The 18,533-nt window shown below is 57.8% G+C and carries 16 protein-coding genes and 1 pseudogene; 9 read left to right on the plus strand and 8 right to left on the minus strand.

What is annotated here, in order from left to right:
* Window positions 1-519 (plus strand): alpha/beta fold hydrolase, encoded by a 519-nt coding sequence (locus tag J2W46_RS32045; RefSeq protein WP_310359579.1) that lies wholly within the window; start codon window positions 1-3, stop codon window positions 517-519.
* A gap of 303 nt (window positions 520-822) precedes the next feature.
* Window positions 823-1,362, plus strand: a complete 540-nt coding sequence (locus J2W46_RS32050) for a hypothetical protein (protein WP_310359581.1) — start codon at window positions 823-825, stop codon at window positions 1,360-1,362.
* Window positions 1,363-1,663: 301 nt separating this feature from the next.
* Here the strand turns inward: J2W46_RS32050 and J2W46_RS32055 are convergent.
* From J2W46_RS32055 to J2W46_RS32075, 5 genes and pseudogenes are all read right to left on the minus strand, one after another.
* A pseudogene (locus J2W46_RS32055) lies at window positions 1,664-1,804 on the minus strand (phage integrase family protein); the annotation flags it as partial.
* Between the two features lie 769 nt (window positions 1,805-2,573).
* The gene (locus J2W46_RS32060; protein ID WP_310359584.1) at window positions 2,574-2,876 is read right to left on the minus strand and encodes a hypothetical protein; all 303 of its coding nucleotides are present in this window, start codon (window positions 2,874-2,876) and stop codon (window positions 2,574-2,576) included.
* Window positions 2,877-3,161: 285 nt separating this feature from the next.
* A complete protein-coding gene (locus J2W46_RS32065; protein WP_310359587.1) occupies window positions 3,162-4,421 on the minus strand; it encodes an MFS transporter in 1,260 nt (419 codons plus the stop codon).
* Window positions 4,422-5,015 carry a porin gene (locus tag J2W46_RS32070; protein WP_310359590.1) on the minus strand — a complete coding sequence of 198 codons (594 nt, stop codon included), beginning with the start codon at window positions 5,013-5,015 and terminating at the stop codon, window positions 4,422-4,424.
* A gap of 26 nt (window positions 5,016-5,041) precedes the next feature.
* Window positions 5,042-5,635: a porin gene (locus J2W46_RS32075; protein WP_310359594.1), complete on the minus strand. Its 594-nt coding sequence runs from the start codon at window positions 5,633-5,635 to the stop codon at window positions 5,042-5,044.
* 726 nt (window positions 5,636-6,361) lie between these two features.
* Between J2W46_RS32075 and J2W46_RS34470 the strand changes: the two genes are divergently transcribed.
* Complete coding sequence (locus J2W46_RS34470; RefSeq protein WP_374726899.1) at window positions 6,362-6,946, plus strand: GMC oxidoreductase; 585 nt, start codon at window positions 6,362-6,364, stop codon at window positions 6,944-6,946.
* A gap of 489 nt (window positions 6,947-7,435) precedes the next feature.
* On the opposite strand, the gene J2W46_RS32085 is transcribed toward J2W46_RS34470, so the two are convergent.
* On the minus strand, window positions 7,436-7,816 hold the full coding sequence (locus J2W46_RS32085; RefSeq protein WP_310359597.1) for a BON domain-containing protein: 381 nt from the start codon (window positions 7,814-7,816) through the stop codon (window positions 7,436-7,438).
* A gap of 100 nt (window positions 7,817-7,916) precedes the next feature.
* Entirely contained in the window at window positions 7,917-9,173 is a 1,257-nt protein-coding gene (locus J2W46_RS32090) for a porin (RefSeq protein WP_310359600.1), read from the minus strand.
* A gap of 292 nt (window positions 9,174-9,465) precedes the next feature.
* Between J2W46_RS32090 and J2W46_RS32095 the strand changes: the two genes are divergently transcribed.
* The 6 genes from J2W46_RS32095 (at window position 9,466) to J2W46_RS32120 (ending at window position 17,716) form a co-directional block, all read left to right on the plus strand.
* Window positions 9,466-10,698, plus strand: coding sequence for an MFS transporter (locus J2W46_RS32095; RefSeq protein WP_374726900.1), 1,233 nt, complete (start codon window positions 9,466-9,468; stop codon window positions 10,696-10,698).
* Window positions 10,699-10,708: 10 nt separating this feature from the next.
* Window positions 10,709-12,253: an amidase gene (locus J2W46_RS32100; RefSeq protein ID WP_310359606.1), complete on the plus strand. Its 1,545-nt coding sequence runs from the start codon at window positions 10,709-10,711 to the stop codon at window positions 12,251-12,253.
* A gap of 48 nt (window positions 12,254-12,301) precedes the next feature.
* Entirely contained in the window at window positions 12,302-13,594 is a 1,293-nt protein-coding gene (locus J2W46_RS32105) for a D-amino acid dehydrogenase (RefSeq protein WP_310359608.1), read from the plus strand.
* Window positions 13,591-15,063: a M81 family metallopeptidase gene (locus tag J2W46_RS32110; protein WP_310359611.1), complete on the plus strand. Its 1,473-nt coding sequence runs from the start codon at window positions 13,591-13,593 to the stop codon at window positions 15,061-15,063. Before J2W46_RS32105 ends, J2W46_RS32110 begins: the two co-directional genes overlap by 4 nt.
* Window positions 15,064-15,139: 76 nt before the next feature.
* Window positions 15,140-16,024: a LysR family transcriptional regulator gene (locus J2W46_RS32115; protein WP_310359613.1), complete on the plus strand. Its 885-nt coding sequence runs from the start codon at window positions 15,140-15,142 to the stop codon at window positions 16,022-16,024.
* A 237-nt stretch (window positions 16,025-16,261) separates the two neighbouring features.
* Window positions 16,262-17,716, plus strand: a complete 1,455-nt coding sequence (locus J2W46_RS32120; protein ID WP_310359616.1) for a CapA family protein — start codon at window positions 16,262-16,264, stop codon at window positions 17,714-17,716.
* A gap of 166 nt (window positions 17,717-17,882) precedes the next feature.
* On the opposite strand, the gene J2W46_RS32125 is transcribed toward J2W46_RS32120, so the two are convergent.
* Entirely contained in the window at window positions 17,883-18,500 is a 618-nt protein-coding gene (locus J2W46_RS32125; RefSeq protein ID WP_310359618.1) for a hypothetical protein, read from the minus strand.
* Window positions 18,501-18,533: the final 33 nt, after the last annotated feature.

Here is an 18,533-nt window from a genome sequence, read left to right on the forward strand (position 1 = left end):
TTGGCATTGATGGATGCGGGAATCCCGGGAATTACGCTTCCAGAGCTGCTGCCGTCCTCCTCCGACCGATCGTGGAAGACGTGGCACTTCTCTTTCCACGCAGTCCCTGACCTGCCTGAAATTCTTCTCGAAGGTCGTGAGAGAGCTTACCTGGAATGGTTTTTCTGGAGTAAGACGGCAAATCCAGCGTCCTACAGTGCAGAAGATATTGCCGAGTACCTGAGAACTTACTGTGCACCCGGCGGGGTGCGTTCGGGCCTCGCCTTTTATCGCGCTGCCGCGCTTTCGGGCGAACAAAACCGCGCCCTGTCGCAGGCCCGGACTCTGGCGATGCCGGTGCTCGGTCTTAGTGCCGACCAAGGATCGATTCCAGACATGTCCGCAGCTCTCCGCCCGTTTGGGAACGAGGTGAGAGGGGAAACCATCGCGAATTGCGGGCATTTTCAGCCCGAGGAACAGCCAGAAGCCGTGGCTGAAGCCTTGGCGCGGTTCTTCGATTCCATTCCCAGCATGAGTTGAGGTCGCTAGTTGCAATCGCCCGGGCGTGGGTTGCGCCTCCAGTCATTCCGCTTCGACGACTGTGGAAGACTGCCTTTTTAGTCTCGGTCTGAACCTCGGGAGGACGCTCAGTCGTAGACCGTAATAAAAGCGTCAACGCCCCGAACTAGCAATGACGCGGCGTGGCGCTCGCCGGTTGACACTTTTATATTGCGTTGAATCGTAATAAAAGCGTCAATTGGCGCATGTCCGTATTAAATTCGTCAGTTCGCCTCCTACACTTCGAATTCCGTCCGTAAGCTGTTGATCTTGTGCGCACGCCGGATGACGTTTTATCGGCGCGCCCTGGTTGCGCAGTGGGTGTTGCTCGAAGCCGATCCGTCGGTCATCGCCTTCTGTGAACGGCCGGGTTACATACAGATTGACCGGCACAAGCGACTCGCAGACTTTCTGGCTCGTTACGTTGATCGGAATGAATTAGTTATCCTTGATGATCGATTTTCCGAAGTCGATGTGACGAAGCCAGATCGGGTTCTCGACGCGGACACCTGTACGATTCGGCGGGTTGCGCAGGCCGAACTGGCTGCCGCGCGAATCTGGATTGAGAATTGGCAGCGCATGTTGCCGTGCCTGGTTGCCAACCGGGATCTCGTTCCGTCGACGTTGCCGCAGGCGATCGCGCGCTTCGTGAAGGAGCCTCGAAGGTTGCTCGACATCGAGCGAGAGTTTTCGACCGGAGATCCGGTACTGGTACGCACGGCCGTGTTTGGCCTGCTGCACAACGGACGTGTCGGTGCACCGGAGCTTCGGACACAACCGCTGTCTCTGCTCACGTCGTTCACGGCTTTGGACGCGCAGCCATGAACCGCCGCCGACCCGGTTTTCAGTCGATCCACGTCGGCACTTGGCCGACCGTTACCAGCGCGGAACTCGATGAAGCCGCACGGCGCGATTTCGAAGCGCGTCGACAGGCCGTGGTGCGTTTCGCGGCCGGGGAGTCAGTTGCGACAATCGAACAGGCGACCGGTGTGAATCGCCGGCAACTCTACCGCTGCATCGAAAGGGCAATGCTGCCGCATCCGGACGGCAGGCCCTTCGGTTTTCGTGCGCTGGTTCCCTACATGCGTATCGCGGAATACGTGCGGATACACCACGTGCGCGTGCATGGCGAGGGCGGTAGCCGTGGCGCGGCGGGTGCCTTGTCGTGCAGAAAGCCGCGGTACGCGATCGCATCGTCGGTGGTGAGCGATGACAGTGCGCAGTCACGCTCGACAATTGCCCACAGGGTCAGGCGCTCCGCTTGCTCAAGCTAGGTAGTGCTTCCGGCAAGTTAGATTCGATACTTACGATTCCGTCTTCAACCCTTAGGTCGATTCCAAACGGCAGCAGAAACGCTCGGTTCTTATCCATTCTTCCGATCTCGACGTTGGCCACAGCCGGCATTGTCAACGATCCAGCCAGCGATGTCGACCGACCGGTTGTGGCCGCGTTGAGGCATTACCTCTGGTAATTCGCTCGCCGGAAACCGGTCATTGAGCGAGGGCGGACGAAACCTTGACTATTCACGTTGGATGGAGGCCTCGACCGGCGGCTCCTGGCCGATTGGGTGAGGTCGCCAACGGCCGCTTGCGGGCCGCTGATTCCAGTGACCGCTTCCGAGCGATGAGTCTCGGGAGTGGACTGACGCGGTCCGACCGATTCTGTTGCAAGGACTTCCTCGGAGGGTCAAGCTCCGGGTTCGATTTTCGGCGCCCTAGAGATGCGCAGCGTCGGCAATCCGTGCGTGACGCTGGTGGACTCATATATCTCTCCTGTTGGTGACTTCTGCTCTTACAGTTCGAAGCAATACCAGGAACAGACTGCGTCTTTGCAAACGGCCTTGTTGCCCGAAGCGGATCGGGCGGGCCACGATATGAGCCGCGCAGGAGAACCCTATTTGAAAACCGGCGAACTGGCATAGGACGTTGAGCCTTATGCGGTAATGACTCGCCAACAGAATCGTCGGGTTCTTCTCCCGTTCGGTCCGACCTCGTCTTGCTATCGCGTCGAGCAGTAGTGAATTGCAGGTCAATCGGTCATACGGCAGCGGGCGGTAACCGTGGATGCAGCGAGTAGCGCTGCCATGCATCGGCATCGTAACGCTCGCCTTTGGCGAGCATCGCCCACAACATGCGGGCGTGTTTGTTTGCAATCGCAATCAGCGTCTTGTGATAGCCCTTGCGTTCATGGAGCTGCCTGGTCCATCGTAGCAGGCGGCTCGCGTGCGCGGGGTCCGTACGCAGTGCCGACTGCAACGTACTTCGGGTGCCCTGAACGAGCAGCGTGCGCAGATAGACATCGCCTCTCAGGCTGATGTGTCCCAGCCGCGATCTTTGCATCCGGAACGGTCGCAGCCAGCGCGCTGGAGGTCACCGGACCGATGCCGAGCAGTTCGCTGGCGCGTCTCGCGACGTCACTGCTTCTGTCGTCAGTGGGCGATCTGCTTGTCGCAGCGCGCAAGCCGCAGGTTCAGCGCCGCCAGTTGCTGATGTCGCCGTTCGCCGGCGAGAGAGCCAACCTTGCGATGTACGACGGCGCAGAACTCCAAGGCAAATGTGACTTCCCGCGACATCCAGTCTGCGCTGAACCTCGCTGTATGATTCAGCGTGCTTGATGTGCCGTCATCAATACCGATTTTCTTTCAAGCCTGTCTTGGCGAGGTCAGCGATGGGCGTGAGGCGCTTATCCTCCGAAGGCGCAGGAAAGCGATACTTCCCAATCGTCAGCATGAGCGCCGCGGCACAAAGCATAAGTATGGAAAAGCCGACCAGTGCAGGGTGATAGGTGTGGAAGTAGGTGTATGAATAGCCCATCGTGAGCGGGCCGACCATGCCTGTGCCCAGAACGAACGCCATGTATGCATATCCGACCAGCTCGCCGTAAGCGCGCATGCCGACGTATCGACTGATGATGAATGGCAAGAGGTCATATTCAATGCCGATAGAGACACCGCACAGAAACGTGCCAAGAATGATCATCCACAGTCCGGACGACCAGGCAAAGAGAGATATGCCGATACCGGCGCTCACAAAGCACACGGCAGCAACGAAGGGGGCGAAAAAATAGTCTAGAATCGCGCCGCCGAAAATTCGCGCCACGGCACTGCCCGTCGCGAAGACCGCCAGCATGCGTGTTGCCGACTGGGCGTCGAAGCCGCGATCGACGAGTAACGGGACGATCTGGGTGACGGTACCTGATGCGCCCGAGACAGCCAGCAGGAACGCGAGACAGATCGCCCATAAACGCCATTGCCGACGTCCCTCAGCGGCGCTGTAACCGACGGTGACCTGGTCTAGGCCAGGTGCAGCTGTCGGCACTCCGTCACTCAGTAAGAAAAACGCCGGCACGAATCCGATGACAAGGACCGCAACGGCAGACGCGAGGTACGCTTCGCGCCAACCGTGAGTGTCAATGACGTGTTGGACCACTTGAGGAACGATCGCCGCCCCGACTGACCCGCCGAAGGTCGCAATTCCTAGTGCCAACCCGCGCCGCTTTTCGAAGTGGTTTGAGATCGCCTTGCTGTAGGGGAGAGCGGTAAGTGGGACCGTAAGGGCGCCGGAGAGAGTATAAAGAACAAAAAGAAGGAGCGAAGTTCCGTTATTCAATGCCAAGGCTGCTATTGCGGCGGCGGCAATGCATATTCCCGGCAAAGTGATACGCCGGATACCGAATCGATCAATCAGGTAACCGAATATCGGAGTCGTGACGACCATCGAGATTGCGGAGACTGAGTATGCTGCAGAAATCAGTCCTCTGGACCAGCCAAATTCAGCGCCCCAGGCACGCATGTAGTTTCCGAGGGTGAAAACCAATAGGGATGAAGCGCCGACAAAGAGACACAGAAAAGTAGCCGAAACCACCGACCAATGTGAGCGACTCATTCACGTCTCCATATGGATGACTTTTACGCCAGCTTTGTTCTGACCTGAGCTGCGCTTGATTTGAAAGTAGCGGGCCGCTGGTCTCGACCAGAGACCTCTGGCGAACGATTGGAATAACTCGAGAGTTAGAAGGTATGCCAGACGCCGACGCTGGTTGCGTAAGTGTTTCCGGCCTGGTTGGGGTAGTTTATTGATGACCGTCAACCCGCCGTTTTCTGTGCCGTGATTGTCGATGAAGCCAAGTTGCGCATAGAGGGTTGTACGTTTCGAGAGGAAATAGCTTGCACCCAGCTCGGTCGTGACCGAATGATTGTTCGAGTCGTTTTTGTCTCTGATGTAGTAAGCGCCGGTACTGGGGTCGAGTTGCGGAAGTGCCTGATCATCGAGTCTGGCCGCATAGACGTAGTTGTTGTGCGGATCAAGGCCGAGCGCAAGATTTCCGGGCGACGCGGCCACCTTGTATGTCGCGGACGCCTTCACAGTGACCGGGCCAGTCTTGTAGGATGCACCAATCATTCGGCCCAGGAAGTCAACCGTCGTCGATATCGATGTATCGACATTCCTGCCGTTATTGCCATTGTGATAGGCGGCCATGAGCATCAGCGTCCCGTTGTCATACTTCAGGCTCGCAGAAATTGACGTCCGGTCTGGAAGTCCTCGGCAGTGCCGCCGAGCGCGACCGTGACGCTGCCTTGCAGACCCCAGAGCTTTGGGGTCGTGTACGACAAGGCATTTGAATTGGCGAAGCCCGTGCCATAGACGTTGTCGATGTAGGGCATGACGGCGCTACCGAACTGAACGGCACTGCGTGGGTCGGTCTCGTACATCCTGAGGAAGAACGGCGAATACTGGAGACTGGCTAGGGCGGTACCGAAATTGCCTTCAAGTCCCACGTAGGCATTACGGGCAAGGAAGTGTTCGTTCGAATGGGCGAAGCCGCCATAGGTTGCGCTGAAGCCGCCCTCAAGCCTGAATACAGGCTTGAGACCACCACCCAGATCCTCCTTACCCGTGAGGCCGAATAGCGACGGCGAAAGACCGCTGTCGTTTGCTTGAATTGCCCCCTTGTAACCCGGTGACTTGGTGTATATGAGGCCGGAGTCCACCACGCCGTAAAGCGTTACGCTGCTTTGTGCGTGAGCGATTCCTCCGCTGAGCAGAACACCCGTAGCGATAGCAATCAGTTTCGGAATTAAAGTTCCATTTTTGTACATCAAACCGTCTCCTTGGTTGATGGCCTTCTATAGGCATCACAAAATTTTATTTATTGATTGGTGCACCGAAGTACTTGTCAAATTTAGTTATTCAAAAGACGATGCTATCTACAAGACGTTCCGACCGAGAAATGATGCTGCGAATCGATAAGTTGTTCCCTGCTGCTGCCAGGAGGCTTATCAGCGCAGCCCCTTATCCGCACGACTCGTTGATGCCCTGTTCGCCATTGAGAGACCGTTTCCTTTTGTATGGCGTAGATTAGTCGCTGTCGTAGGTGGTACCAATGGCCCAAAGATCCAGATCGGACATTTAAGGGTGCTCACTGCCACGATTGGTGCAAAAGTGACAGATAGGTAGGGAAAGCACCGAGGGGGCCAAAAGCATGGTCGAGGCCAGGCGATGGTTGTTGCCGCTCTGGCGGCCTTCAGGAGGGCGACCTGAGCACGACATCGCAGCGTATGCCGATCTAATGGTGTGGTACCGAGTCCAAACGATCCGGAACTTCGGCTTAAGCAGTGCGCAATGCCTGATCATGCGAGATTCGTCCCGAAAGGGCGTCAAGAATCTCTCTGCCCAGAATGTCTTCAATACAGCTATATGCAGGTGTAAGGCGCATCGTATTGCAGATCAGTTCGCTTCGCGCCAGTTCGTCGACAAACTGACGATGGGCGAAATAATCGTCAGTCCGGATCGGAACTGGCGCTAAAGCGCGGCGCGATCTTTCCATGAAGCAGTTCAACGGTCCCGGGCTCGCTGGAAAAGTGCTGGCGATGGCAGCGGAAATGGCCGCCAATTCACCCGGCCCCGTCCGACGAGCGATATTTGGGGTCGCGCGTTCAACAGCGGGAAGCCCGCTGTGTATACCCGTGGTGGGTGGCAAATCTCGGATGGACGAGCTTCTGTCGTCGATCTGCCCGATGGGCCACCCGGTCGGCACGTGTTCGATGGGCAATGCAGATGACCCCATGGCGGTGGTCGATGACGAGTTTCGCGTGCACGGGATTCGAAACCTCTTTGTGGTCGATGCATCCGTGATGCCTGCCATTACGAGCGCAAACACCAATCTCCCCACGCTGATGCTCGCCGAACTTGCGGCGCATCGCATCAGGGTTCGGGGCTCCGTAATTGAAGGTCCGACGGCATCGTATCGAAGCCGCAAGCAACCACTTTACCCGAGGGGAGCGCCACTCTGGCACATCGACGCCGCATCGGGTGGGGGCGTCCATCCCATTAAGTTGATACAGCTTCAGACGCAAACTGTATCAATTTACAACTGCGCGCAACAGTCGTCATCTACGATCCCGAATTGACTGTCCGGTTGCCGGTGGCGATGAGCGTGCCGACCAGCCACGCGGCAATGCCGATATGAGGACTGCTCTGAGCATACGACGGCATAGTGGGGGACAATCTCCGCTCTTGGGGATCCACCTGAAAAGGTCGTTGCTTTGAACGACCAATTCGATCGGAACTTTTTTAGAATTGAATCCGATATCGCACAGGATGTTGAGAAGATTGACATGTTCGACAGACCGGCCGGTTCACAGCATTATGCTGGTTTTATCAATCACGATTCCCGAGGCGACGTTTATACGAGAGGAGCTTGGACGCCTGAGATTCCGTCCTTGCCGTCGCAAGCCATCCGATCGGGGTGCACTCGGAATAGCGACGAAACGGGGCCTTGCCGACTCTGTATGGGATAGCACCGTAACCGAATTCGCGATCTCCGAGCGGTAGAAACAAGGGACGGCCGATGCTGCGCCGCTCGAACTCGCCGGAAATATGGAGTCTGTATCGTGCCCTTACTGATTGTCCTTCAATGGCGCAACATTCCTGACAACCAGTTTCGACCTGACGTCGGTAACCCCTTTGACACCGCTAGCGGCCTGCTTCGCAAGATCGATTTGCTGCGGATCGCGGACCACGCCGGTCAACGTTACGACACCGTGTGTCACGCGCACCCGTAAATATGTCGATTTGAGTCCGTGCTGACGTGCGCTTTTCAAGGCACTCTTTACCGAAGCGCGCAGTTGCTGGTCCGTTAACGTCTTGTCTTTCACGACCAGAGCAGACGACATGCCGGGCGCGGCATCCGAGACGTTCTTCTCCACCGCGTGGAGATAGCAACTGAAAAGAACAATTAGCGGAGCGAGTGTCAAGCTCTTAAGTTTAGTCGCTTTCATTTCATTTTCCCTTTCTCTAACAAGGTCGCCGCCGAAACGATGGAAAGAAATTTGTATCCCGACTAAATTGGCCAGCCTCAGGCGCTGTTCGGAACCGCTTTCAGAACTTGTGGTAAAGGCCGACTAGCACAACATGCGGAGCCTGATAGTTTTCCGTCACGCCGTTCTCCCCAACATAAGAGTTGTTGATGTTATTGACCGTCGGCTGCATGCCAAGGTAACGACCATAACCCGACACAGAGCCCGTATTGCGGATTACGGAGCCACGCACGTATACAGCGGTGCGTTTAGAGAGGTTGTAGTCGTACCCGAGCGTCACCCCAAGGGAGCGATCGGAGTATCCGCCAACTGTGCGATAGGCCAGTTCGGCACGAAAGTCGTTACGTTGCTGATAGCGATACAGGGCACCGGCCGTGTACAGCGATGCGACCCGGTCGCCGGCAAGGCGGGGAGCCAAAAAGCTATAACCCGCCGACAGCACATAGTTTTTTGCGTCGTAGAGGACGCCGGCCGCAAAATTATCCGTGCGCACATAAGATGAAGTCGTCAACGCGTTGAGACCATAGTTGCCGACGTAGGCCAGTGTTCCGAGAAGATGGCCGTCATAGTAGTTGAGCGCGATGGAGCGGGTCGTAACCGTCGGCGCGGCCGTCCCTGCGCCAGCCAGTGATATAGCTAGTTGCGCATTGAGCGGTCCGAACCAGGGCGTCGAGTAACTGACCGCATTGGATAGACGGCTCGGTTGATAACTTGCGCCTGGACCGAGATCATATGTCCACGCAGTCAGATAAGCGACTGCGGACACAGACCCCACCTGCCCGAATACGTCGACGAATAGCGGAACACCGACATCGTCTTGAAGGCCAAACTTCAGTTCGCCGGTACCGCGCGAGCCGATTGCAACCCAAGCCTCGCGATTGAAAATCGTATTGGCGGTTCCCAACTGACCGTTGGCCGCGTTAAAGCCGTTCTCGAGGGCGAATCTAACGGTATATTGCCCGCCGAGATCCTCGACTCCGTAGAGACCGAACTTCGAGGTCCACTCGCCGCTGCTTTGCTGCACAAACGATGTTTGCCCGCCCTTCATATAACCGATCGCCTCATCGACGACGCCATACAACGTCAAGCCTGGCGTGTAGGCAGCAGAGGTCGCGTAGGGTACGCCGACAAAATAATCCGAGAGAAACGTATCGGCGGCCCAACCGGGATGCGCCGACGTACCGAGGGCGAGAGACGCTGCGACCTTGACGGCGACCCTCGCGGTACATAGGCGCGGCGTCTCGAAACGAAAGGGACGAAAAGCTGAAACCAGTCGATCAATATGTCGACTTGGGAAACGATCATTGCGTGCGGGCATGGATGGATTCTATGAATAGGATGAAAACGGTTCGATGCTTTCCGAAAAAAGCACGACACCACTATCCGAACCCCAAAAATAGCCCGCAATCGAATTGTTTTTGCTCCCCTTAGCTTCCGGTGCGTTGGTCAAACGCTAGTTAACCAAAAGTTGAGCCCCCGTATATCGTTTCGATACCCGGACTTTTTTCCTTGACTCATATTGGTGGCTTCATATCAATCAGGTCAGCGGCGCTTTGTCCGGGTTCATCCAGGGGATCTCGCGCGCTTGCCGCGTTTTGGACAGATTCTCCATGCAGGCGCAGATTTCACGCACTCGTCAGTCAGCTGTTCTCGTCGCGCTTTTTATCGCGTGGTTCGTTGCCTACGCCGATCGCATCGTCATTGGAACGGCCATCATTCCCATCGCGAAAGAGTTTGCTTTGAGTGACACGGAAAAAGGCTATGTACTTGGAGCTTTCTACGTTACGTATGCGCTCATGCAATTGGGCGGCGGCTGGCTGGCCGACCGTCACGGTTCGCGCAAGGTACTCGTCGGTTGCCTACTCGTCTGGTCGGTGTTTACCGCGCTGACCGGGACGGCATGGTCTCTCGCGTCGCTCGTTGCGTTCCGGATGTTGTTCGGCGTCGGCGAAGGGAGCTTCTCGCCGGCCAATGCCAGCGCGGTCGCCGAGACGTTCCCGCAGGAAGTACGGGGCAGGGCGCAGTCGCTAATGTCCAGCACGGCGTTTCTTGGCAGTGCGGTTGGCACCGCGCTGGTTGGATGGACGATCTATCACTACGGCTGGCGCCTTACGTTTCCGTTGCTCGGTGCGCTTGGCTTGCTCGTGGCGGTCTCGCTGTTCTTTGCGCTTCCCTCGCGGTCGCGCGCGGAAGCGGGCTCAGTTGCCGCCGGCGGCAGGTCGACATGGCGCGAGATCGCTGGCTCGACGCTGCTGTGGCGCATCGCCGCTATCTGGTTCGGCTCGTGCATCATCTCGCTCGGCTTGCAATCGTGGATGCCGTCGTATCTGTTGCGTGTGCACGGAATCGACATCCTGCACATCGGCATGGTATCGGCAGTCCCGTTCGCCGCGGCCTTTCTAGGCACGATTGCGACTGGCTATCTTATTGACCGCAGCGGTCCCCGCGTGCTCAAACCCTTCCTTGCGGGCGGAGCGCTGCTGAGCGCACTGTTCCTCGCGCTGATGACGACGACCACCTCGCTGCCGGCGCTCATTGTTTTTTGGACTTTGTGCATGGTTTCGTATGTCGTGGTGTATGCAACGGTATTTGCAATTCCGCTCAAACAATTTCCTCGTGAAAACGTCGGCCGAACCATCGGGATCATCAATTTCGGTGGCCAGATTGCGGGTGCCGTTGCGCCGGTTGCGATGGGACACCTCATCACGCTGAATCATGGATCGTACCTGTCCGCGTTTTATTTGTTGATTGGCGCCGGCGTCATGGCGTTCATCGTTGCGCTTACCTGCAATTTCGACACGAAGCAACAGCCCGCTTCCACTACGATCCAGAACCACGTTTAAAGCAGACGCTATGACCGTAACGTTTTGTCCCCTCGAAAAAAACCTGGCTGAGATCGCTTCCGCGCTCGACAGCGGAGCTACCTCGTCAGTGGAACTCGTCCGCTACTATCAGCGACGCATCGCCGAACTCGATCACGCGGGTCCCCGCGTCAACGCGGTGAGCACGCTCACCGCCGGCGCGCTCGATGACGCGGCAGCGCTTGACCGCGAGCGCGCGACGCACGGCGCGCGCGGGCGGCTGCATGGCGTACCGCTACTGGTCAAGGACAACATCGATGTTGCCGGGCTCACAACGACGGCGGGATCGGTAGCACTCGAAAGGTGTTTACCCGAGCGCGATGCTGACGTGGTCGCGGCGCTGAGGCGCGCAGGGGCAATCGTGCTCGGTAAGACCAATATGTCGGAGTTCGCCAGTTCCAACGGCCGCCCGGGTTACAGCTCGGCAGCGGGACTGACGGTGAATCCCTATGACCTGGGTCGCGATGCAAGCGGATCGAGCAGCGGCAGTGCCGCCGCGGTTACGACATGCTTCGCCGCGGCCGCGTTGGGCACCGACACGTTCGGTTCGGTGCGTGGCCCAGCCAGTGTGACCGGTATCGCCGCGCTGAGGCCGACACATGGGCTGCTCAGCTGCAACGGCGTGGTGCCGCTCGCTTCGATCTTCGATACCGTAGGACCAATGAGCCGATGGGTCGAAGACCTGCCGCTCCTGATGAATGCGCTCGTCGCATGCGAAAATACTGCTCACCACGCACAGCCTGTCGTACGGCCAACTCACGTAAGCTATCGCGAAGCGCTGGATGCGTCGGCGATCAAGGATGCCCGTATCGGCGTACTCGACGGATTGCCTGTCGGCCATCCCGATGTCGCTTCAACGTTCAATTCGGCAATTGCGACGCTTCGCGCCGCGGGCGCGATTATCGAACGGGTGACGTTGAGCACCGACTTGGCCACTCTGATGCGCGATACCCTCGCACCGTTGGCCGGCGCGCAATTTGCCGCAGAGATTGCACGGTACCTCGAGAAATGTCCGGCGGATTCTCCGAAGTCGCTGAGCGACATCATCGCCCGTCTGGCGGCGCATGATTCGGCCACGAACGGACGTGACGTCAACCCCGCGACGTTCGAAAAGCTGCTGTACCCCGCGCTCCAGCTTGCGCAGCTCGATGCCACCGTGTTAGCCGCACTGATCCAACGTCTCGAGGCGTTCCGCGCGTCGGTGCGCGACTGGTTCGATGGGGGGATTTCGGCACTGTTCTTTCCCACGCACCTGTCCGTCGCGGCGCCACGCTTCGACCAATTCAATCCGAGCGCGCTCCAATTCGACGGTAATCCGATGGTGCCGTCCTATCTCGCCACCGCAGCGGGCCTGCCAGAGTTGACGATGCCAGCAGGATTTTGCAGGGGCGGTTTGCCAATCGGAGTGTCGTTCGTTGGTGCACCGTTCGCCGAGCAGACGTTGATGGATCTCAGCTATTCATTCCAGACGCGGCAAAACGCACGAGTTGCACCGTCACTGACAGAGTGTCCCGCGTCACCCGCCATTCCAGGTTAATTGCCCCCAATGGGCGAATTCACATGATCTGATCGAAGACGAACCGCAATGAAGGTTTTCATCCTAGGTGCTGGAATAACCGGCATCACAACCGCGTATTTTTTCGCCCGTGAAGGGCACGATGTTACGGTCATCGAACGGCACGCCGAGGCTGGCGCTGAGACGAGCTTCGCCAACGGCGGCCAGCTCAGTTACAGCTATGTTGCGCCGCTCGCAGAGCCTTCTGTCATCGGTAAGCTTCCATCGTTGCTGATGGATCGTCATTCGCCGTTGCGGTTCAAGCCAGCGTTGGATCCCGTGCAATGGCGCTGGTGTCTCGCATTCCTCGCGGCGTGCACCTCGCGGGCAAGTCTACAGACCACCGTCGATCTGTTGCGGCTCGGCGTCTATAGTCGACAGCTCGTCAACGAAATAGCCGAAGCCGAGCGGATCGCTTTCGACCACGAGCACACCGGCAAGCTGGTGCTCTATCGCGACTCCAATGGATTTGCCGCAGCCCGTCGGCAAATGGAGTTTCAGAACGCGCATGGGTGCGAGCAACATGCCGTGTCCCCAGCGGAATGCGCCGCGATCGAACCTGCACTGCGCGAACAGGTTCGCCATCTCGCGGGCGGAATTTTTACACCATCAGAGGAATCCGGTGACTGCCGCACATTTTGCGTGGCGTTGGCCGGCGTTCTGAAGGACCGATACGGCGTAGAGTTTTTGTTCGATACGAGCATTCGTTCGTTCGTTACGCGGCGCGCGGCCACCGACTCGGTCGATGCGGTTGATACGTCGCGCGGAAGGATAGACGGCGAGCTCTTCGTGGCATGCCTCGGCGCGGGCGGCGTCCGCCTGCTCGATCTGCCCGGCTTGCGGGTGCCAGTCTATCCGCTGGGCGGCTATAGCCTGACGGCGCCTTCGGTGGCAGGCGCTGCGCCGCGGGTTAGTATCACTGACACGCATCATAAGATGGTCTATGCGACGCTCGGCGAGCGCTTGCGGATTGCTGGCATGGTTGACATCGGCCCGATCGCGGCGCGTTCCCAACGCGCACGAGTAGAAGTGCTCAGGCGTCAGGCCGAAGCGTTTCTTCCTCATGCCGCGCGTTACGACGAAGCTGAGGTGTGGACCGGCATGCGACCGGCTACCCCATCGGGAAAGCCCATCATCGGACCTACGCGTTACCGCAATCTGTGGCTCAACACCGGCCATGGCGCGCTCGGCTTCACGCTTGCGTGCGGCACCGGCGCGCTGGTTGCCAGCCTCGCGCTGTCACGGCAACAGGCTATCGACGTCCTCCCCTTTGCGCTTCACAACGTTACAGTTCACAGCCATCCGAATCGAGTTTATTCATGAAAGTATTTGTTGCCGGTCTGTTAACCGAGACCAATTCCTTCGTCAATCTGCCCACCAGTATCGAAACCTTCCGGCAGGGGCATGTGCGCCCGGGCCAAGGCCCCACCGCCGCGCCGATCGCGGGTGCCGAATTGAAATGGGCCAGTCAGCGCCGCGCCGCGGCCGGTGAATTCGAACTAGTCGAGGGAAGCTGCTTTCGCGCGACGCCTGCCGGCTTGACCAGCCGTCAAGCCTACGAAGAACTGCGCGACGAAATTCTCGGGCAACTCGCCGCCGCGCTACCCGTCGATGCGGTGTTGCTAGCTTTGCATGGAGGCATGATTGCATTCGGCTATCCCGACACAGAAGGCGACCTGATCGAGCGCGTGCGCCAGTTGGTGGGCGAGCAATGCGTGATTGGCGTCGAATTCGATCCGCATTGCCTCATCACAGAAAAGCGTCTCGCGAATAGCGACGTGATCGTGCTATACAAGGAGTATCCGCATACAGATATCGTCGAACAGGCCGACCGTCTGATCGACATTGTCACCGGCATCGTGAAGCGGGGGCTGCGACCCGTCGCTTCGCTTTATGACTGTCGTCAGATCGATTCGTATCCGACTAGCGCGCCTCACATGCGTGCGTTCATCGACCGCGTCAAGTCGATCGAGGTCAGCCGGTCAGACCAAGTGATCTCAATCTCCGTCGTGCATGGCTTTGTCTACAGCGACTCCCCCGATCTCAGTACCCGCATCCTCGTCTACACGAACGACGCGAAGCCGCTCGGCGACGAGCTTGCCACGACGTTGGGCAACGAACTGGTTGCGATGCGCGGCAAGACCGCACCGTCCCTGCTCGGCATCGACGCGGCAATCGATGCCGGCCTCGCCTCGGCCGCGTTCCCAGTGGTGATCGCCGATCCCACGGACAACGCGGGAGGCGGCGCTCCGTCCGATAACACCGAAGTGCTTGCACGACTTCTCGCGCGGCAGACCGGCAAGGTGGCATTCGGACCGGTGTGGGACCCCGTTGCGGTGCGACTCTGCTTCGACGCGGGCATCGGTGCAACCCTCCCGCTGCGCATTGGGGGCAAGGTCGCACCGACCTCGGGTACGCCAGTCGATTGCGTAGCCGAAGTCATCGGTCTGAAACGCGGCGCGTGGCAGCTCTTCGGCGATAGCCGGGTCGAGTGCGGAGACGCGGCTGCCATTCGGATCGGGGAGGTAGAGGTCGCGCTTACTACGGGTAGAACCCAAGCCTTCAGTCTGGAGGCGTTCACGCAGGTCGGTATCGACCCGCTTGCAAAGCAAATGGTTTTTGTCAAGTCGGTCAATCATTTCATGGCGCATTTCGGCCCGATCGCCGCCGAGGTGCTGTTCGTCGATGGCGGCGGCCCACTACAGCGCGACTATTCGGCCATGCGTTACCAGTACGTGCGCCGGCCGATCTGGCCGATCGATGCGGAGGCCGCCCCACTTCTGCTGATCTAATTTGAACGTAGCCAATACAGGGTAATCTTCTTCAGCTGCGAACGCTCCGCGGCCCCTCGCTTACTCAGGATGCCGTATGAAAAATCATCAACTTCGCGCTTTTCTCGCCTTGGCGGAAGGCGGCAGTCTCGTCAAGGCTGCGGAGCGGCTCAACAAGACCACCGCCGCGATTTCAAAGACCATCCGTGAACTTGAGGAAAGCTTCGAAGTTTCGCTTTTTCAGCGCACGCCGTACGGCATGCCGTTGACGGCTGCGGGACGTATTTTGCTGCCCAGAGCGCAGTCGATCCAGGCCGAAATGGTCCGCGCCGACGAAGAACTCCGCACTCATCGGGGCCTTCATCAGGAACGCTTGCGGGTGGGACTCACGCCGGCCGTCTCAGTCCTGCTCGGCCCGAAGGTGATCGAGCAGTTCGTCGCCGAGATGCCTCAGATCCGTCTGGAGGTATTCGAATATCAGCGGGAGCAGATGTCGCATCGCCTCGACGATGGGTCGCTCGACGTCGCGCTCTGTGCGATTCCCTCGTTCATGAACCGGAGCGCCGAGCCGGTCGGCGAGTTGCTCTTTTCGACCGAATTTTCGCTCGCAGTGCATCGTGACGGAAAACTCGCGGCCGCAGGCTCGCTGGCCGATTTGCAGGGCGCCCTATGGGTCTATACCGACCCGAGCGGATCGCAGGAAAGCTTTATTGGTCAGGCATTTCTCGACGCCGACCTTCAACCTCCGTTGCGGGCACTCCTATGCACAGCGTCCGGGCTCGGCGTCGCGCTCACGCTAAAAACCGATGCGGTTGTCCTTGTTGCACGGCAGATCGCAGAAACGAATGCTCGGGTCACCATTCTGCCATTCCTGCGGACCACGCCGACGCTCAGTGTGTATAGCCTTGTTAGACATTCCGAATCGTCATCGTTTCTGGTTGATTCGTTTTTGCGGATCGTCCGCGCATCACTTCCGGAATAATAAGGCGGCAACGCTAGTGGAGTGCGTTGCCGACGAGCTGCACTCCTCGGTATTTCCAATTCTGTACTCTGGTTCGCCGCGGTTACGGAATGCGACGATGCGTTGTGAGCGGACGAGCGCCTCGCAGTTCTTGGTCATGCTAATTGAATTGACCGAATTGATCGAGCTCTTAACTTAATGTTGCTATGAGACTCGGATGTCGTGACCTAACCTGTTTCTATCATCACAGGAGGGGTTATGCCGGACACAAAGGTTATCAATCCGCCGAAGCGTGGTCTGCCACCGGGCAACGTCAGTATTGCTGCTGTGGGCGACATCATAATTACGGTCGATTTTCTTGAGCAAATGGGAACCGACCGCGACTGCAGGCAGCTCCAGGAACTTCTCCACACCGCTGATCTCGTAGTTGGAAATTACGAGGGCTCCATCATCGACATGAACTCCTTTCAGGGCTACCCAGCGGCCTTGTCAGGATTTGGCTGGCTAATTACAAATCCCGACGCGGTGCGCGGCCTTCGCGCACTTAATCTCCGAATGCTTTCCCGAGCGAACAATCATGCTACAGACTGGGGCAGGGATGGGATGGAGATGACCAATCAATACCTTCGAAACGCAGGCTTTGCCATTTCCGGAACTGGTTCGTCGCGCCTCTCTTCGCGGGAGCCCGCGCAGGTGCCCAGTGACATTGTAGAATTGGGCGGTAGAGCCATTGCAATGACGTCGTGGACGACCGAGGTGGTTACCGACTCGACCGCGAGCAATCCGCTTGGTGTCATCCGTGCGCGACCGGGCGTGAGCACCTTGCGTCGGCGTACGTTTGTCCGCGCCGGTCCTGAAGCATACAACGTAGTCAAAGAACTGGCAGAGGCACTTGGAATCGCCAATCCACTTGAGTTTCAGATAGACGGTGTACCGGTTATCAATATTCTCGGCAACCTCGTCGAGATTGATCCCAACCTTTCGCCACCGTGGGCGATCATACCGACAGGTGAATTCGACGAACATGACTACCGTGAGCTGACAACTTCTATTTCGTCATGGAGCCACTTCACGGACTTCTTGATCGGCTCGCAGCATCATCACGGCTTATATAACAACACTACGCACGTAGATGAATACTCGCGGGAATTCGCCCGGGAAGTCGTAGACCGTGGCGTGCGGCTTCTGTTTGGGCATGGTCCTCACCGGCTTCGGGGCGTGGAGGTGCACAACGGCGCCCCAATTTTCCACTCACTCGGCAATTTCTTTTATACAAACAATACACAGGAATACGTCACTCCTGATGAATGGGAGCGCTATATCTGGCGTGTTCTAAATCGACATTTGCCGGAAGACCAGCGAATTGTTTTAGACCCTAAGGTCACTTCCGACGCCGATTTCCTTGACTGGATACGACTGAGGATCTTCTGGTCGGAACAGAACTTTCGTAGTGTAGTCGCATTCTCTGACTATCAGGACGGAGCGCTTACAGGGGTCCGGTTTTATCCCATCGAGCTATTTTTCGACAGACCGGAAAATCCACGTCAATGGCGAGGGATCCCGCGGCTTACCAATGAAGTCGTTGGAACAGAGATTCTTGATTTCCTCAACGAAGCCTGCAAGCAGGTCGGGACATCAGTGGAAATCGAAATCTATGACGAGCCAACCGGCCGTCAAAGACGCGCGATGGGACACCTCAAATGGACCGAGTGATGTGTGCAAGGAGCCTGTTGGCCGTGAGGCGTTCATTCATTGTCGACGAATATCGTCGCGTAGCCGGCAAGCATTTCCCTGGCGCAGGGAAAGTTTCCTAGAGCTTGAGTTGCGCGCTTCACAACGTGAATCGCTCCGAATCGCGTAAGCCGACAACCCCATGAACTCAATTTCTCTCACGATTGTGGCAATGCATTGGACGGCGGCAACGGCAAAGTTTTTCCGGGCGCATGGGAACCATAGTTGTCGTCGTGAAACAGGAACCGCAGTCGCTTGCCGCGATTGCCTGGAAAAGCGACAAGCTCCGATGGGGGAAGTAACTGCTCAAGGGATTGCCGTGGTTCGCCGAAGTAATACTGCTCCGAGCTTTGGCTGTCTTCGCGATGGCCAACCAAGGTCGCGACCAGAGACTTAACGTGTAGCGCCAGTCCTTCAAATCCTTGCAGAAGCCTGCTGGAAGGTAACAGTATCTGTGCCTTGCTACCCGGCGACGCATGCAGACGTCAATCAGGCTATCGTCAATCAAGGTATTGATGCGCCGGTGAGCGGTTCCGTAAGTCAGCCCGGAGGCTTTGATTCGCTGAGAGATTGAGATGCCTTGTTGCCTCAGTTTCGCCCGAACCAGGGTGCTGGTCAGCGCCCAGTCCGGGTCCGGCGCCATACCGGCGATCCGCTCTGTCAACGGTGCCCTGGTGCTGTCTATGAACTCGATGACCATCGGAAGCTCTTGCTCGTTTGCCATCTGGACGTCAGTGTTCTCCCTTAATTTTTTGGTGATTGTCACCGGCAGCGCGCATTGAGCGCACCAAATGTCCAT

Origin of the sequence: Paraburkholderia strydomiana (assembly GCF_031456815.1) — a bacterium.
In the GTDB taxonomy this organism is placed as follows: Bacteria; Pseudomonadota; Gammaproteobacteria; order Burkholderiales; family Burkholderiaceae; genus Paraburkholderia; species Paraburkholderia caledonica.

Coding starts and splice junctions, on each gene's coding strand:
- J2W46_RS32050 (WP_310359581.1), top strand. CDS start 823: ATGACGTTTTATCGGCGCGCCCTGGTTGCGCAGTGGGTGTTGCTCGAA.
- J2W46_RS32060 (WP_310359584.1), bottom strand. CDS start 2,876: ATGCAAAGATCGCGGCTGGGACACATCAGCCTGAGAGGCGATGTCTAT.
- J2W46_RS32065 (WP_310359587.1), bottom strand. CDS start 4,421: ATGAGTCGCTCACATTGGTCGGTGGTTTCGGCTACTTTTCTGTGTCTC.
- J2W46_RS32070 (WP_310359590.1), bottom strand. CDS start 5,015: ATGGCCGCCTATCACAATGGCAATAACGGCAGGAATGTCGATACATCG.
- J2W46_RS32075 (WP_310359594.1), bottom strand. CDS start 5,635: ATGTACAAAAATGGAACTTTAATTCCGAAACTGATTGCTATCGCTACG.
- J2W46_RS34470 (WP_374726899.1), top strand. CDS start 6,362: ATGAAGCAGTTCAACGGTCCCGGGCTCGCTGGAAAAGTGCTGGCGATG.
- J2W46_RS32085 (WP_310359597.1), bottom strand. CDS start 7,816: ATGAAAGCGACTAAACTTAAGAGCTTGACACTCGCTCCGCTAATTGTT.
- J2W46_RS32090 (WP_310359600.1), bottom strand. CDS start 9,173: ATGCCCGCACGCAATGATCGTTTCCCAAGTCGACATATTGATCGACTG.
- J2W46_RS32095 (WP_374726900.1), top strand. CDS start 9,466: ATGCAGGCGCAGATTTCACGCACTCGTCAGTCAGCTGTTCTCGTCGCG.
- J2W46_RS32100 (WP_310359606.1), top strand. CDS start 10,709: ATGACCGTAACGTTTTGTCCCCTCGAAAAAAACCTGGCTGAGATCGCT.
- J2W46_RS32105 (WP_310359608.1), top strand. CDS start 12,302: ATGAAGGTTTTCATCCTAGGTGCTGGAATAACCGGCATCACAACCGCG.
- J2W46_RS32110 (WP_310359611.1), top strand. CDS start 13,591: ATGAAAGTATTTGTTGCCGGTCTGTTAACCGAGACCAATTCCTTCGTC.
- J2W46_RS32115 (WP_310359613.1), top strand. CDS start 15,140: ATGAAAAATCATCAACTTCGCGCTTTTCTCGCCTTGGCGGAAGGCGGC.
- J2W46_RS32120 (WP_310359616.1), top strand. CDS start 16,262: ATGCCGGACACAAAGGTTATCAATCCGCCGAAGCGTGGTCTGCCACCG.